The organism is Tractidigestivibacter sp., assembly GCF_057241865.1.
The window spans coordinates 93450-109126 of the sequence record NZ_DBHHPX010000004.1; the positions used below are offsets into that span (position 1 = coordinate 93450).

The window sequence follows — 15677 nt, forward strand, 5'->3', positions numbered from 1 at the left end:
GCCGCAGACACGAACGCCTGCTCTGCTCGAGACATCCAGCCAATCGGCGGCTCTACCGCCCCTATCCATGCACACCAGCTGGAATAACCGCAGAAAACTGCATAAGAAAACTGGTTTGCATCAGTTCCCCATTGTTATAGCACAGCAGTTTTGGGCTTTATTGGTATGTCAGTTATTTTCAGTGCAAAGTCGGGTAACGGCATATTTTTGAAGGTGAACGTTTACTTTCCTCATATGAAGCGAGTAAATGACACAATCTGGCATTCTTCTTTAATTCTAAGAAGATGCATACATTACCAATATATTTGCATATACTCATACGCCCCGCTACCGCAGGGACGGTGGGGCGCTGCTCGCAGAACCTAGGTCCACGAGCCTTCTGGACTTCTGCCAGGCCCTATCGAAGGCAGGCCTGGAAGGCCGCGCGGACACCCTCTTTCCTCATGATGCCAAGGCGCTCGATGACAAGATCGCGCAGGCCTGCAATCTCGTGCAGGTCATGTCCCCAGAGGCCATCCTCGCCCATCGCTGCGTCAACGAGGTCGGCATCTGCATCGGCTGCATGCTCCTCGAAGAACGAAAGGACGCTCTCGTCATCCTTTGCGACGTAGGCCGTGCCGTCCGGACGGACCAGATGCAGGCCATCCTCCTCCTTCGAGACCGTGCCCGTCGTATAGAAGGCTACGAGGGCAGCCAGGCTCGTAGCCAGGCATGCGGGTACCTCATGGTTCTTCGCCACATAGTCCTCAAGTGACGGCAGGTTGCGGGCACGCCACTTTGCGCAGGAATTGAGGCAGATGGACAGGAGCTGATGGTCTATGAAGGGATTGTCGAAGCGGATTGCCACGGCCTTTGCGAATTTCTCCAGATCGTTGTGGTCAAGCTCGTCCGAGAGGGCCGGAATGACCTCGCTTTCGAGCATGCGGTCCATGAACCCGCGGATCACCTCGTCGTGCATGCAGTCGCGCACGATATCGAGGCCCGCGAGCCATGCACCAGGAGCGAAACCGGTGTGGGCGCCGTTCAGGATGCGGACCTTGCGCTTCTTATAGGGAGTGACATCCGGCGTCACAAAGGCACCGGGAAGGCCAGCCTTGATGAACGGCAGCCTCTCTGCCAGTGACTCGTCGCCTTCGATTCCCCACATCTGGAATGGCTCGCGCACGGTCAGGAACCGGTCCTCGTAGCCGAGCCGCTCGGCAACTGCAGCAGCTTCCTTGGGGTCCCGGACGCGACCGGGAACGATCGAGTCGACCAGGGTCGTGCAGAAGGCGCACGCGTGCTCGAGCCAGTCCACGAATTCTGTCTCCCAGCCCCAATCCGCGCAGTGGCGTTCCACGATGCGGAGAAGCTCCTCGCCGTTGTGGTCAATGAGCTCGCAGGAAAGGATGACAGGCCCACTCTTCTGTGCCTTCCAGCGAGCGTGAAGCACCTGGGCAAGCTTGGCGGGGAAAGACTGGGGCCACGGCTCGTCTGCCGTGCAGGACGGATCGTAGGCGATGCCGGCCTCCGTCGTGTTGGAGACGATGAGTTCCAGATCATCGGAGACGGCAAGCTCCATCACCGAAGCGAGGTCCCGGGGATCCGACGGGTTGAGGCAGCGGCTGCAGCAGGAGACGATTCCGCTCGTGTCGACGGTCTTCCCGTCCTCTCCCTTGCCACGCACCAAAACGGTATAGAGGCCATCCTGTCCATTCAGCTGATTGCGCGCGGCATAGCCCGACCTTGCGGCATCGCGGGGCTGAACCAGCACGACCCTTCCCGACCAGACGCCTGCCTCGTTTGCCTGGTTGAAGTAGAGGTCGACAAAGGCACGCAGGAAATTTCCCTCGCCGAACTGGAGCACGCGCTCAGGCGTCTCCCGAGGTGCCAGATAGCCCGCATATCCCGATTCTTCCAGATGCTCATAGCTGAGCTGTTGCATGTCCACCACACCCATCGTCCCGGATACCCCCGCGGATTGCATGCTAGCACGAAATGGAGTGAACGTTCACCTTTAATCGGTGGAAGGGCTGCTGCCTCGATTGAGCCAGAACCCATCAGGAGTAGGGAATGCCCACATGGCGGCAGTATTGAGCAAGATTGCTCCGGAATACCATGTCGACATCGCCCACGACAGTCCTCTCAGGCGATCTCTGTCCCCAGAGCAGGTAGCTACAGAGCGTCTCAATTGCCTCGCGAGCCCGTCCTGCCGGGTCCTTGAAGACGACGTTTCTGAGCACGCCAGCCTTGAGCGCCTCCACGCTCTCGGGAAAGAGGTCATTCCCTATGGCAGGCACCTTGCCGGCAAGGCCGCTCTCCCTGAGTGCCTGGCAGAGCACTTCCGTGCCCACAGCAAAGACACTGCAGGCGAGTGCAGGATGCGGATCCGACAGAAGTGCGGACTTCGTCTCTTTGCGCAGCACGTCCACCTCGCTATGGGCTCCGAAGATTTCCCTGATCTGGTGGGCGGGTGCATGCTCCGCCATCGTCGAGAGGAAGGCTTCCCGCACCTTGGCATGCGAAGACATCTGCCTGTCACCCGAGAGAAGCAGGATATCCTGCGGCTCGGAGGGCAGCATATTGAGCGCCTGCTCTGCCATGAGCTGGCCTGCCGAGGCGTAGTCCGCCACCATGCAGCCGATGTTGTTCGGAAGGTCCACGTCGCCGTCGAGAAGCTCTGTCGGCACACCTTCCCTACCCAGGCCGGATAGAAGCTCGAGCGATCTTGCGTCGGAGGGCGCATAGGCGACCATGCCATCGACTTTGCGGCCTTGGGATATCTCCTCCGCAAGCTCCTCGAGCGCCCGTGCGTAGGCACCCGTCGGATAGGGACGGCAATCAAGCACCACGGCGTTGTCCGCCTCCCTGGGATAGCGCTCTATTCCCTCCCAGAGATAGCGGAAGTAGTAGTGCCCCTCCCCTTCGGGACTTGGCAGGAGCACGGCCACCACAAGGTCCTGGCGCCGAAGATTCGATGCGTTCGCATTGCGCCGATAGCCCAGCCCCTCGGCACAGCGGACGATGCGCTCGCGCATCTGTTCGCTCACGCCTGGCTTTCCCGTCAGTGCCTTGTGCACGGTATTCACGGAGACGCCCACGCGCCCCGCAATCGCCTTCATGGTCACGCGCTCTGCCATTGCCCACCCCCTGCTGCGTATCGATCGAGCGTACCTAGCATAGCGGTCCCACGCGACGCAGGCTGGCCTCATCGGCCCCCGGAACCAAGCGCCACGCACCAAGCACGGCATGGTGGCGGAAGGGGCGGACCTAGCTTTGAGCCTCAGCCGCCGAATCGAATACCGTCTCATGAAGCCGCCACATGATCCGAATCGAAGATGACCTTGACACTGCCGAAGCGCCTACCCGCGCTCTCGGCAACCGCATGGACGAGGCCGTCGGGTGCGTTTGGCACGATGCCCATCCTCACCACCATGGCGACCCCCACCGCCGTCAGAGGTGAACAACCTCGTCGACGTTGGTGAGCTGCAGCTCATCTCCTGTTTGCCCTTCGATATCGACATTGCGAAGGACCAGACGCTCCACATTCTGGGCTATGATGCCCTGATGGAGCATTGGCTCCACCCCGCATGCCATGGCAGGCACGCTCGGCTCGGCATCCGAATCGAAGCTCACCTTCACGTCATCGAAGACGAGTTTGGAGACCTTGCGCTCCGGCAGCCCCGTGATATAGGCTGCCGCGGCAGCGCAGTTCGTCGCGACGATGTCCCTAAATTCGAGCGCCCCAAAACCAGGCGTCCGTTCATCGATCGGAAGCGCCTTCCTGCTCTGGACGTAGTCGGTCTTGCCATCCTTGTCGCAGAAATAGAAGGCATTCACGACAAAGGGCGTCAGCACGTGGTCCATGTGGATGTTCGTGAAGAGGATGCCCTCGTTCACCGCAGCCGTCCCGCGTCCGCGGCGCGTCTTGATGCGCAGACCCCTGTCGGTGCGCCGGAAGTCGCAGTCGCGCACCGTGAGGTCCTTGATGCCTCCCGCCGCCTCCGATCCAAGGACCACGGCCCCGTGCCCATCATGCATGAGGCAATGCGCCACCAGCATGTCATGGGTTGCGGGGCGCAGCTCGGGGTCAATCCCGAGCTTGCCGCTCTTCACCGCGATGCAGTCATCGCCCACCGAGTACTCGCAGCCCATGATGCGGACGTATCCGCAGGACTCCGGATCGGTGCCATCGGTATTGTGGGAGTTCTTCGGCCCCTCGATCTTGAGACAGAGCAGGTCCACGTGCTCAGAAAGAATTGGGTGGATGTTCCAGGCAGGGCTGTTTCTGACCGTGATGCCGACAAGCGATATATTGCTGCATTCGCTCATGAACACCATGCGGGGACGGGCGATGTCGCGGCCTTCGTCAGGGCGGTAGATGTCCTTCACGTTGTGCCACCAGTTGTCCTCGGCGAAGTCGGTCTGGCCGTCAATCGTGCCCCTGCCATAGACTCCCGCATCATGGACGCCAATAGCCGTGAAGAGGGAGCAGTAGGTGCTCACGCTCTCGCCTTCCCAGCGGCCAAGCGGGAAGAGCCCAGAGGCGTCGCGCCCCATGCCTTCCGTTCCCCTGAGAGTGCCTGGAATATAGGCAAGGGCGTCTCTGTCGTGGCGGGCAAGGACCTGAGCTCCCTCCTGGAGCTCGATCGAAACACCGCTCTTGAGGAAGAGCGACTTCACGACATAGCGTCCCTGCGGCACCATGACACGGCCCTTCTCAGGGCAGGCCATGATGGCGGCTTGGATGTTTGTCGTGTCGTCGTGTATGCCATCTCCACGGGCTCCGCAGTCGCGCACGTCAATCGTGGCAGACTCGGCAGGCGTCGTGACACCCACCTCATAGACATCCTCGCCGCAGACGAAACGGACCAGATTGCGCGTTGCCGGAATAAGTCCATCGACATAGGTCTCGACCTTCTTGGTCGTCCCCTGCCGCTGGCCGTTGACATAGACCTCCCAGGAGAAGTAGGTCTCGAAGAGCCCTCCGTCGTCAAGCTCGACGACTGCTGCACGCGCATTCCTCCACACGACCCGGATATCCATGTTCACCCTTCCTGTCTGCTGCGTCGGCCCCCTGGGCCTCTACAGGACGACCCCGTCTTTCCAGATGCTGATCTCGCGGCTGTTCCTGCGCTCGGCCGAGGTGAGCTTGCCTGATGCCGTCTCGCGCACGAGCCTCCAGAGTTCCTCTGCCGTCTCGTCGATCGATGCCTTACCATCCGCAATGATGCCAGCGTTGAAGTCCATCCAGTTGGGTTTTCTCTTCGAGAGGGCCGTGTTGGTGAAGACCTTGATCGTTGGCACGGGAGATCCGAAGGGGGTGCCCCTGCCGGTCGAGAACAGAATCACATGGCAGCCGGCTGCCGTGAGTGCCGTAGTCGAGACCATGTCGTTTCCTGGGGCGCAGAGGAGATTGAGGCCGTGGACCGTAGCCTGGCCCGCATAAGGCACGACCGCCGCAATCGGCGCCGTGCCGCCCTTCTGGACGCATCCGCAGCTCTTGTCTTCGAGCGTTGTGATTCCGCCTGCCTTGTTGCCTGGGCTCGGGTTGTCGTAGATCACCTCACCGTGGTTCAGGAAGTAGCCCTTGAAGCCGTTGAGCATGGCTGTCGCCTCATCGAAGACCCCCCTCGACGTGCAGCGCCTGAGCAGGAAGCTCTCGGCTCCGAACATCTCGGGGACCTCGGTAAGCACGCTCGTGCCTCCCTCGGAGACCAGGATGTCACTCACGCGACCAATCGCAGGGTTTGCCGTGATGCCGGAGAGGCCGTCAGACCCTCCGCACTTCATGCCCAGCACCAGCCCGGATGTGCTGATGGGCTCGCGCTTGGCACGCTGTGCTACGGCACAGAGCCCGCGCACGATCTTGCGCCCGCTTGCAAGCTCGTCTTCCACGTCCTGGCAGGTGAGGAAGCGCACCCGTTCGTGGTCGAAGTCACCGAGCTCGTCCAGGATCTGCTGATGCGTGCAGTTCTCACAGCCAAGCGACAGGAAGAGCACGCCTGCGGCATTGGGGTGGCGGGAGAGGGCGACCAGAAGACGCTTCGTCTGCTCGTGGTCCGCCCCCGTCTGCGAGCAGCCGAAGGGATGCGGAAAGTAGTGAATGCCATCCACCGTGCCCTGGATCAGATCCTGACAGGAGTCGGCCAAGGCATGCGCTACCTCGTTCACGCAGCCTACGGTCGGGATGATCCAGACCTCGTTTCTGGTTGCAGCCCGTCCGTCCTCGCGCCGGTAGCCCATGAAGGTCTCGCTCTCGCGATAAGGCAGCGAGCAGGGCTCGGGATCGTATGCATAGGCAACCTCGCCTGACAGGTTCGTTGCCATGTTGTGCATATGTATCCACTGGCCAGGATGCACGTCTTTCGTCGCATGTCCGATTGCGACACCGTACTTGATAACGGGAGAGCCCTCGGCATGCTCCATCACCGCGACCTTGTGTCCCTGCGGAACATCTTCTGCAAGCGTGATGGTGCCATCCCCAAAAGAGAGCGTCTCACCCTTCTTCAGGGGGCGCAGCGCCACGGCCACCGTATCGGTGGGATAGATATGGACAAGCGGAGTCATAGAAATCGCCCCATTCTGGCAGCTGTATGCGCTGCTGCGTCTACCTAGAAAAAATAGGACCCCGGAAGCATTCCGGACACAGGGGCCCCGTCCCCGTACGCAAAGAATCTTCCGGCACGGGGACGGGGCCTTGCAGGGGAGCGAGCCTACTGCTCTTCTAGGTCGAACCCAAAGTAGCGCACGGCGTTGTTGTACGAGATGTCGCGAACGATGCGGCTCAGGGCCTTCGGGTCGTCCGGATACTTGCCATCCTCGACCCACTCGCCGAGAAGGCCACAGAGCACGCGACGGAAATACTCGTGGCGGGGATAGGAAAGGAAGGAGCGCGAATCGGTGAGCATGCCGACAAAGGTGCCGAGGACACCCTCGTTCGCGAGGGTGCTCAGCTGTGCGCGCATGCCGAGCTCGGAATCGTTGAACCACCAGGCAGAGCCGTTCTGGAGCTTGCCTGCGACCGGAGCCTGCTGGAAGCACTGCATGACCGTGTCAATCATCGTTGTGTCATTCGGATCGAGGCTGTAGAGGATGGTCTTGGGCAGCCCCGAGGTCTCGTTCGCGCCGTTCAGGAAGTCGGCAAGATCCGCTGCCTTCTGACCATTACGGATGCAGTCATAGCCGGTATCGGGGCCGAGCTCCTTGAACATCGTGGTGTTGTTGTCGCGCTTGCAGCCAAGGTGGATCTGCATGGCCCAGTCCAGGCGCACGTACTCTGCTGCCACGAACTTCATGAATGCCGCCTTGTACTTCAGGATGTCCCCCTCGGAGACCACCTTTCCCGCAACGCGGGCAGAGAAGACCTCCTCGAGCTCCTCGTCCGTTGCCGGGACATCCACCACATAGTCGAGGGCGTGGTCCGAAGCCTTGCAGCCCATCTCAGCGAAGAGGTCGAGGCGCTTGGAGAGTGCCCGCTTGAAGTCCCTGAAGGATGCGATCGGCATGCCTGCCACCTCGGAGAGCCTCTTGACATAGGCGCCAAAGCCCTCCTTCTCGATGCCGAGAGCCTTGTCCGGGCGCATGGCGGGAACGACCTGGACATCGAAGGAGCTGTCGGCTGCGATCTTCTTGTGCCACTCGAGGGAGTCGGCAGGGTCATCGGTCGTGCAGATCAGGCGGACATTGGAGCGGCGAATCAGGTTCCTGCAGGAGAACTCGGGTGTGGCGAGCTTCCTGTTGGCGAGCTGCCAGACCTCTTCTGCAGTCTCCGGGCAGAGGTGCCCCTCATAGCCAAAGAAGCGCTTGAGCTCGAGATGGCTCCACTCATAGACCGGATTGCCGATGCAACGCTCCAGGGTCTTGGCCCACTCCTGGAACTTCTCGCGCGCAGGGGCATTCCCCGTGATATAGCGCTCGTCCACGCCACAGGCACGCATCAGGCGCCACTTATAGTGGTCGCCTCCGAGCCACACCTCTGTGATGCTCGAGAAGGACTTGTCCTCCCAGATCTCCTTCGGAGATATGTGGCAGTGATAGTCGAGGATTGGCAGATACTCGACATAGTCATGAAAGAGCCGCTCCCCCGTCTTGGTGGAGAGCAGGAAATCCTTGTCGTCCATGAAGTTCTTCATTCCAGAGCACCCCTTCTTGCTTACCCTGCATCTGCAGGAGCCGTCAACCCTTCCAGACTGGATGGTCCCACGGTCCCCCTCGTTTAAGGTGAACGTTAACCTTATTTCTTGCATCCTGCAAGAGGGCATATCTGAACGGCAGGCAGAAAGCCTCGGACGGCACCCCCTTCCCCGCATCTCCCCACAGAAGCAGGGCGGAACAAAGATGCAGAAGCCGCCGCCCCCTTCCGCCAATGGTCGTGTTGAGAAGGCCGATTGCCTATCCGCCCCTAGCCAATCGGACTCTGCAGGGCTGGGTCGCGCGAGCGGCACACGGGGACGGGAGTCGCGTGACAGGAAAGGGCCCGCCCGGACATGCCGGACGGGCCCTCAGAACGCCCTGCGACGAGCGGCGCTTGCGACGCAGCTTGCAACGGCAGGCCGCTAGTTCCAGCCCTTGCCGTCGGAGCCAAACTCCTTGATGAGCTCCTCGGTGCGGGCCTTGATGGCCTCGCGACCGGGCTTGAGGAGCTTGCGCGGATCGTAGCCCTTGCCCTGCTGGTCGAGGCCCCCCTCGATGTACTTGCGCGTAGCGGCCGCGAAGACCAGCTGCAGGTCGGTGTTGACGTTAATCTTGGAGATGCCAAGGGAGATGGCCTTCTTCACCTGGTCAACGGGGATGCCGGTACCACCGTGGAGAACGAGGGGCAGGTCACCCGTCTTGGCCTTGATCTCCTGCAGGCGGTCGAAGGACAGGCCCTCCCAGTTGGCAGGATAGATGCCGTGGATGTTGCCGATGCCGCAGGCCAGGAAGTCAACGCCGAGGTCTGCGATGGCCTTGCACTGATCGGGGTCGGCCAGCTCGCCCCTGGCGGTCACACCATCCTCGGTGCCACCGATACCGCCGACCTCAGCCTCGACGGAGATGCCCTTGGAGTGGGCGAGCTTCACGATCTCGGCGGTATGCTCAAGGTTGGTCTCGAAGTTGGCCTCGTGGGAGCCGTCGTACATGACGGACGTGAAGCCGACCTCAACGCACTCAAGAGCGGCCTCATAGGAGCCGTGGTCGAGGTGGAGGGCAACGGGGACGGTAATGTTCTTGGCCTCGATGAGGTCCCTCACCATGTCGGCAACGACCTTGAAGGAGGTCTGCCACTTGGCGGCACCACTGGTGCACTGGATGATGAGCGGTGACTGGAGCTCCTCGCCGGCATCGAGGATGGAAGAGGCCCACTCAAGGTTGTTGGTGTTGAAGGCACCAATGCCATAGTGGCCCTTCTCGGCGCTCTGAAGCATTGCAGTTGCATTGACAAGCATAGCGTGACCTCCATCTGTTGGAAGTTGAACGATGTGGTACTCCGTCAATAATACCCGATATGAGAGCCTTCACACCCTAGAGTGGCTGCAAGGATGCGAAATCTCGCATGTCCCATCCGAGTCTCGCATGTCCCATCTGAGAAGTGAGACGGAAGGACTGTCACCTTGTCCTTGTCCCATGGCGAGGCTTGTCTCTTCTTCGTGAGGATGGACGCCAGACGTTGGCCGCAAGCCTATACTCGGGTATCCCAAAGAGAGGGGCCGCGCGAGGGTACGCGACCGAAGGGGGGATGTGTCTTGGCGCAGGAATCCAAGGCGGATGTCAGCAGTCCGAATGACGAGAGGGACAGCCAGGACGAGCACGCGAGCGGCGTCTTCGGCGACCTCTCGTTTGCACAGATACTCGCCAGCGCACTTGCCGCGGGGGTGTCGTTCTCGCTCTCGTCGCAGATTGGCGTGGCGGGCTCGCTCATCGGCGCCATCGTAGGCGCCGCTGCTGCAACGGTGTCGTCGTCGGTCCTCAACAGCCTCTTCTCGAAGTCGGCCGAAGCGATCAAGGGCGCCGTAGGGCCAGACGACAACAGCGCGTCAGGCGCCGAGAAGACCGCAGGCACCTCCCCCGCCATGGGGCAGACCGTGCTCATGCCCCATCCGGTTGACGCCGAGAAGACCGTCGCCGCCGGGACGCCAGCAGGCACCAACCCCAGCGCCGACGGCCGAGAGGTCAAGTTCGCACCGTCCGGCACGCGCATCGTGCCCGAAAGCTTCCGTCGCGCCGCACGCGAGCGCCAGCGCCGTAACATCAAGCGCCGCCTTGTGGTGGCATCCGTAATCGTGGGCATCGTTGCCGTGCTTGTCTCGGCAGTGCTCGTGTACGCGCTTACCGAGGGCAAGGGCATTGGGGCCACACCCGGACGCACGCAGGAGACCACAACCGAAGAGACCCAGGCCACCCAGACCCAGCCCGGAAAGTCCCAGGAGAACGCGCAAGCCGAGAAGCCCGAAGAGCCCCAGTCCACCAGCACGACTGAGTCGACCCCCACGGCGACGGACAGTGGGTCGGATTCCTCGACGAGCGACTCGGGCACGTCGTCGAACTCCGAGAACAACAACAGCACGAGCAGCAACTCCGGGTCGAGCAGCAACTCGGGGTCTAGCAGCAGCAATTCCGGAACCAGCAGCGACTCCAGCTCCAACAGCGGACCTGGCTCCACGACGAGCGACTCGGCGAACTCCAACTCGGGCAAGTCGAACTCGAGTTCCGACTCGTCGGGCACAAGCAAAGACGGTTCGTCCAGCAGCTCGAGCAACAGCAGCTCGAGCAACACCTCGAGCTCCAACGGCAAATGAGACAAGGGGACTGTCCCCTTGTCTCATCCCAAAAGCGAGAGGACCGCGCGCTTTGCGGCTAGAAACTCCTGTGTAAGCGCAAAGTCTCCCTCGCCTGCGGCGCCATGGTCCACCTGGACCTCACCGGCAATGTGGCTCGGCACGCCCTCGGAGGGGCTTCCCGTCAGCACGTAGACGCGGCCCGCCATCGAGACCGCCTCGTCTACGTCGTGCGTGATCACAAGCGCGGAGAGGCCCAGGTCGCGGGCCATCTCGCAGAACCAGTGACGCACCTCGACGCGCGTGATGGCATCAAGCGCCGAGAAGGGCTCGTCCAGCAGCGTGACGTCAGCGCCCATGAGGTAGGTGCGCATGAACGCCGCACGCTGCCGCATGCCGCCGGAAAGCTCGGCCGGCCACTTCTCCTCCGTGCCCGCAAGCCCAAAGCGCTCGAAGAGCGGCTCGGCCTCTGCGCGGGCCCGCGCACGCGGGACACCCGCAAGGAGCAACGGAAGGCACACGTTGTCGATGATGCGCCTGCTGGGAAGGAGCAGGTCCTTCTGCAGCATGTAGCTTACGTGCCCGGGTGCGCCCGTCACGTCCTGGCCGTGGAGCAGCACCTGGCCCGAGAGGGGCTGCGTCAAGCCCGAGAGCGCATGGAGGATGGTCGTCTTGCCGCAGCCAGAGCGGCCGACAAGACAGACGACCTCGCCTGCGTCAACGACGAGCGAGATGTGATCGACCACGGTCGTCTCGCCATCCCACGAGAGCGTAAGCGCACGGGCCTCGAGCGCCGGCACAACGTCTGCGCCCGAGGTGACGGCACCGTCGGCACCGAAAGCTCGTTCCTTCTCGGCAGCTGTCTTGCCTGCGCTCACTTACGCCTCCAGATACGAGAGGTCGAAGCCCCTGTTCACATCGAGCTTGTTCTCGACCAGGTTCTGGTCGTTCAGCCACTGATAGAACTTGGCCCAGCGCGCAGAGTCGATTACGCCCCAGCTGGATGCATCAGCGATGTACTGCGTGGCAAGGTAGTTCTGGCTTGCGTGCACGAGGTCGGCGTCAAGCTCGGGCACAGCCGTGCAGAGGACCTCCGCCGCGTCATCCGGGTCCTCCACCGCATACTCGTAGCCCCTCTTGGCCGCACGGAGAAAAGCCTTGACCAGGTCGGGGTTGGCCTTGGCGAAGTCGTCGTTTGCGGCGATGACCGGCGTGTAGTAGTCAAACACGTCGTCAATCGAGATAAACGAGAAGTAATTGACATCGTAGTTCTGGACCTTGGCGTTCTGGACCGCCCAGCCCTCGTAGACCCACACGGTATCGAACATGTTGGCCTTGAGGCCCGAGACCTCGTCATCCACGTTGTAGGGCACGAGCGAGACCCTGGAGAAGTCGCCGCCATCGGCCTCGACCACGTCCTTGATCGTTGCCTGCTCCACGGGCTGGTCCCACGTTGCATAGGTGTGGTTCTCCATGAGCTTGGGGCGTGTGATGCCATCGGCTGCGCGGCTCATGATGCCCGAGGTGTTGTGCTGGATGATGGCAGCCACGGCCGTATAGGGCATGGGCTGGTCAGACGAGAGGCTATTGGCCATAACGTCCTGGTAGGAGACGCCCATCTGCGCCCCGCCGGCGCCGATGAGGGCATCCGCGCCGTCCTCGGGCGGCTGGACGATCTCGACGTCGAGGCCCTCCTCGGCAAAGAAGCCCTTCGACTGCGCCACGTAGATGCCGGTGTGGTTGGTGTTGGGCGTGTAGTCAAGCACGAAGGAGATCTTGGCGACCTCGCTCGAGCCGCTCGTGCTGGACGAGTCGCTCGTAGACGTCGCGTCAGAGGAGCCGGGCTGGTTGGAGCCAGGCTGCCCGCAGCCGGCAAGCGCCAGGGCGGCAGAGGCCGCAACGCCGCCACGGATGAACGAGCGGCGAGAGATGACGCCAGAAAGCGAGAAGTGAGAAGCCATTATCGTTTGTTCCCTTCTGCCCTCTTCCAGGGCATGCATGCGCGCTGCAGCAGGTCAACGAGCCTCATGAGGCCAAGCGACAGCGCAGAGATGACAATGATGACCGCGAACATGCGGTCGTACGAGAAGGACTTGCGCACGCGCGTCATGTAGACGCCCATGCCGGAGTTGCCGCCAAGCCACTCCGCAATAACCGCGCCCACGATTGCATAGGTGGCGCTGATGCGCAGGCCGCTGAAGAACTGGTCGGCGGCCGCAGGGAGCTTTGCGTAGAGAAACACCTGCCAGCGCGAGGCGTTCATGGTGCGCATGAGGTCAATCACGTCGGGATCAACCGAGCGGAAGCCCGAGATGAGCGACACCGTGATGGGAAAGAACGTCGTAATCACGATGAGGATCACCTTGGGTGCCAGGCCATAGCCAAACCACAGCACCAGAAGAGGTGCAATGGCGATGGTGGGTATGGTCTGCGAGATGGTCACGAGCGGCTGCAGTGCCAGGTAGAACCCCTCAAAGCGGTCCATGAGCACCGCAATAGCAAAGCCCAGGGCAACACCAATGAGAAGTCCGAGCGCCGTCTCCTCGAGCGTGGTGGCAGCGTGGCCCACGATGAGCGATATGTCATTCGCGAATGCCTCGACCACCTGCACCGGCGTGGGTAGCAGGAAGTTGGGGATGATGCCCGTGTCAACGACCAGCTCCCACACAACGAGAAGCCCCACCACCGTAAGAAGCGGGGTAAGGATGCGGCGAGCGCGAGAAGCGCGTGGGGCCTGAGCCTGCCTGGACACCGGCTACGCAACCTCCTCGGCCTTGTGCGAGAACTCCGTATCTGTGGGGTGGTACTTCCCCACCTTGTGCTCGGTGGTCATGACGTCGCCATCGGGGCGGTAGTCGATCTTCACGTACGTGGACATCTTCCTGCAACCTGCCTTGGCACCCACGAGCTGGCAGTTTCTGACGATCTCCATGCAGGTGTCGTAGTCGGCCTCAATGGCGGTCTCGAAGGGACCTACGAAGTAGTCCACGCCGGTGGAGTCGATATAGGCGATAACCTCGTCGACCACGCGACAGACCTCATCGTCGGTCTGGGCGTCCATGGGCAAGAACTGAATCGCGACGGAACAGTTCATGCACCCTCCTTTCCGGGCACCAAAAAAGGCACCCACGTTTCCGTAGGTGCCCGAACATTCGGTGCTCTGGTCCCTACGCCGGCATTACCCGGATCAGGTAATTGGGTCGTGGCAGAAGGTGTCACCTCTCAGCCGGGCCATAGCCCCAGCTCCCCCATGTCGAAGCCATTATACCGCGCACCCAGTCCATCGCAAACCAGTAGGTAAACAGGGTCATACGCCAGCTTATGGCGCTTGATGACACGAGTACTTTCTCGTCCGTGGAGTCCGGAATCGCAGTCCATCTGGATGTGCCAGGAGTCCGTCACGTTAGCCTAATTGACACCCCCTAGATGGATTCTCAGATGGATTCTTGGGCTCGACAGTCCACCTAGGAACGGAATCCATCTGGAAGGTATCTCGGCACTACCCAGTTTCGGAATTTCCGGGCGCCTACCGCGGACCATCGAGACGCGCGGCGGCGCAACAGGCGACGGGAGGCACGGCATGACGAAGTACTCGGAGGGCTCGGTAAGGCACATTGACGGCGACCGCTGGCAGGCTGGGTTCTGCTACTACGGCCGAGACCAGTACGACCGGGAGGTGCGCAAGTACATCTCAAGGAACTTCCGCGCCACAAGCCAGCGGGCCGCCCAGAGGGAGAAACGTCGCATCCGCGAGCAGCTGGAGCGCGAGGCCATCATGGGAGACCTGCTGGAGAAGCAGAGGAAGGAGGACGTCCCACGGGTCTGCGGCTTCATGCTGGAGAGCATCGAGCAGATGGAGGCCAACAGGCTCATCGCCGCGAGCACGGCCACCAAGTACCGCAGCGAGGTCTATGTGATCCGCAGGCACCTGGGCAACCCCTACGTCAACGAGATCACCACCAGGACGGTGAGGGCCCTGGACGCCGAGTTCCTGGAGGAGGGCTACGTCGCCGATACCGTGGCCAGGATCCACAACAGCCTCAAGCGGCACCTCGCGGACGCCGTGGAGGCCGGCTACATCCCCCCCGACGCCACACACGAGATCCGCCAGGCTGCCACGCGTTGAGCGCAAGGAGAAGAGCGCCATCGACGACGAGACCCGCAAGCGCCTGCTCTCCCTCCTCGACCTCATGGGGGACAGTCAGTTCACGCTCGCCGTGCGCCTGGGTCTGGGGGCGGGACTCAGGAACGAGGAGGCGATGGGCTTCACTGGGAGGACGTCGACCTGGACAGAGGCTACCTGCACATACGCCGCGCCCTCACCAACAAGAACGGGAAGAGCCTGGGGAAGGAGCCCTAGACCCGCGCCGGCCGGCGCGACATCCCCATAGACTCAGACCTGACGGCCAGGCTCAGGCGCTGGGCGCAGACGCAGTTCGGCACCGAGAACCCCAGGGAGCTGAACGGCGTCTACGTCCTCGTCGACAAGGACGGCGAGCCCATGTCCTACTGCACGCTCATCCACAAGTTCGCGACCTTCGCGCAGGACTGCCACATCATCGGCACCACGGGCACGCCCGCGACCTACTACTCGCTCCGCCACACCTACGCCACGGCCATGCTCCGTGCGGGCGTGGACCCCAAGACCGTCGCGAGCCTGATGGGGCGCTCGCCGGTGGCCATGACGCTCAACGTCTACGCGAGCACCGACCCCGCCGCCAAGGCCGCCGCGGGCAAGGTGGTGGAAAGGCTCATGGCACAGCGCGCGTAGTGAAGGTTCCGTGACCCGGACCTTAGGGGATCTCCTAGGGATTCCTCGCCCCCACTCCGCGTGACACGCCAATCACGCGTTGTCTACATTGGGGCCCAAGGCGGACGCAACGGACGGAGACCAGCTATATGAAGTCAAGACCTAGAGACTGATTTGTTCGACCGACA

The 15677-nt window shown here is 62.0% G+C and carries 14 protein-coding genes; 3 read left to right on the forward strand and 11 right to left on the reverse strand.

Annotated features, from left to right (window positions below; translation table 11 throughout):
* Positions 1-397: 397 nt before the first annotated feature.
* From ACO59D_RS02445 to fba, 7 genes are all read right to left on the reverse strand, one after another.
* Positions 398-1924, reverse strand: a complete 1527-nt coding sequence (locus tag ACO59D_RS02445; RefSeq protein ID WP_485125626.1) for a tagaturonate reductase — start codon at positions 1922-1924, stop codon at positions 398-400.
* Positions 1925-2039: 115 nt separating this feature from the next.
* Positions 2040-3119 carry a substrate-binding domain-containing protein gene (locus ACO59D_RS02450; protein WP_485125627.1) on the reverse strand — a complete coding sequence of 360 codons (1080 nt, stop codon included), beginning with the start codon at positions 3117-3119 and terminating at the stop codon, positions 2040-2042.
* A gap of 167 nt (positions 3120-3286) precedes the next feature.
* The gene (locus ACO59D_RS02455) at positions 3287-3415 is read right to left on the reverse strand and encodes a DUF6198 family protein (protein WP_485125628.1); all 129 of its coding nucleotides are present in this window, start codon (positions 3413-3415) and stop codon (positions 3287-3289) included.
* A 17-nt stretch (positions 3416-3432) separates the two neighbouring features.
* Positions 3433-5025, reverse strand: a complete 1593-nt coding sequence (locus tag ACO59D_RS02460) for a glycoside hydrolase family 28 protein (protein ID WP_485125629.1) — start codon at positions 5023-5025, stop codon at positions 3433-3435.
* A 39-nt stretch (positions 5026-5064) separates the two neighbouring features.
* Positions 5065-6549 (reverse strand): UxaA family hydrolase, encoded by a 1485-nt coding sequence (locus tag ACO59D_RS02465; protein ID WP_485125630.1) that lies wholly within the window; start codon positions 6547-6549, stop codon positions 5065-5067.
* A gap of 146 nt (positions 6550-6695) precedes the next feature.
* The gene (uxaC, locus tag ACO59D_RS02470) at positions 6696-8114 is read right to left on the reverse strand and encodes a glucuronate isomerase (RefSeq protein WP_485125631.1); all 1419 of its coding nucleotides are present in this window, start codon (positions 8112-8114) and stop codon (positions 6696-6698) included.
* Between the two features lie 423 nt (positions 8115-8537).
* On the reverse strand, positions 8538-9410 hold the full coding sequence (gene fba, locus ACO59D_RS02475; RefSeq protein ID WP_130812606.1) for a class II fructose-1,6-bisphosphate aldolase: 873 nt from the start codon (positions 9408-9410) through the stop codon (positions 8538-8540).
* Positions 9411-9707: 297 nt separating this feature from the next.
* On the opposite strand from fba, the gene ACO59D_RS02480 reads away from it, so the two are divergent.
* The gene (locus ACO59D_RS02480; protein WP_130812607.1) at positions 9708-10760 is read left to right on the forward strand and encodes a hypothetical protein; all 1053 of its coding nucleotides are present in this window, start codon (positions 9708-9710) and stop codon (positions 10758-10760) included.
* 23 nt (positions 10761-10783) lie between these two features.
* Here the strand turns inward: ACO59D_RS02480 and ACO59D_RS02485 are convergent, their stop codons facing one another.
* From ACO59D_RS02485 to ACO59D_RS02500, 4 genes are read right to left on the reverse strand one after another with little or no spacing between them, the layout of a single operon-like run.
* A complete protein-coding gene (locus ACO59D_RS02485; protein ID WP_130812608.1) occupies positions 10784-11617 on the reverse strand; it encodes an ABC transporter ATP-binding protein in 834 nt (277 codons plus the stop codon).
* Positions 11618-12700, reverse strand: coding sequence for an ABC transporter substrate-binding protein (locus ACO59D_RS02490; protein ID WP_130812609.1), 1083 nt, complete (start codon positions 12698-12700; stop codon positions 11618-11620).
* Positions 12700-13491: an ABC transporter permease gene (locus tag ACO59D_RS02495; RefSeq protein ID WP_485125632.1), complete on the reverse strand. Its 792-nt coding sequence runs from the start codon at positions 13489-13491 to the stop codon at positions 12700-12702. The genes ACO59D_RS02490 and ACO59D_RS02495 overlap by 1 nt, the downstream gene beginning before the upstream one ends.
* Before the next feature lie 3 nt (positions 13492-13494).
* Positions 13495-13833, reverse strand: coding sequence for a thiamine-binding protein (locus tag ACO59D_RS02500; protein ID WP_130812611.1), 339 nt, complete (start codon positions 13831-13833; stop codon positions 13495-13497).
* A gap of 486 nt (positions 13834-14319) precedes the next feature.
* Between ACO59D_RS02500 and ACO59D_RS02505 the strand changes: the two genes are divergently transcribed.
* A complete protein-coding gene (locus ACO59D_RS02505; RefSeq protein WP_485125633.1) occupies positions 14320-14865 on the forward strand; it encodes a hypothetical protein in 546 nt (181 codons plus the stop codon).
* A gap of 255 nt (positions 14866-15120) precedes the next feature.
* The gene (locus ACO59D_RS02510; RefSeq protein ID WP_485125634.1) at positions 15121-15510 is read left to right on the forward strand and encodes a tyrosine-type recombinase/integrase; all 390 of its coding nucleotides are present in this window, start codon (positions 15121-15123) and stop codon (positions 15508-15510) included.
* Positions 15511-15677: the final 167 nt, after the last annotated feature.

Coding starts and splice junctions, on each gene's coding strand:
- ACO59D_RS02445 (WP_485125626.1), bottom strand. CDS start 1,924: ATGCAACAGCTCAGCTATGAGCATCTGGAAGAATCGGGATATGCGGGC.
- ACO59D_RS02450 (WP_485125627.1), bottom strand. CDS start 3,119: ATGGCAGAGCGCGTGACCATGAAGGCGATTGCGGGGCGCGTGGGCGTC.
- ACO59D_RS02455 (WP_485125628.1), bottom strand. CDS start 3,415: ATGGTGGTGAGGATGGGCATCGTGCCAAACGCACCCGACGGCCTCGTC.
- ACO59D_RS02460 (WP_485125629.1), bottom strand. CDS start 5,025: ATGGATATCCGGGTCGTGTGGAGGAATGCGCGTGCAGCAGTCGTCGAG.
- ACO59D_RS02465 (WP_485125630.1), bottom strand. CDS start 6,549: ATGACTCCGCTTGTCCATATCTATCCCACCGATACGGTGGCCGTGGCG.
- uxaC (WP_485125631.1), bottom strand. CDS start 8,114: ATGAAGAACTTCATGGACGACAAGGATTTCCTGCTCTCCACCAAGACG.
- fba (WP_130812606.1), bottom strand. CDS start 9,410: ATGCTTGTCAATGCAACTGCAATGCTTCAGAGCGCCGAGAAGGGCCAC.
- ACO59D_RS02490 (WP_130812609.1), bottom strand. CDS start 12,700: ATGGCTTCTCACTTCTCGCTTTCTGGCGTCATCTCTCGCCGCTCGTTC.
- ACO59D_RS02500 (WP_130812611.1), bottom strand. CDS start 13,833: ATGAACTGTTCCGTCGCGATTCAGTTCTTGCCCATGGACGCCCAGACC.
- ACO59D_RS02505 (WP_485125633.1), top strand. CDS start 14,320: ATGACGAAGTACTCGGAGGGCTCGGTAAGGCACATTGACGGCGACCGC.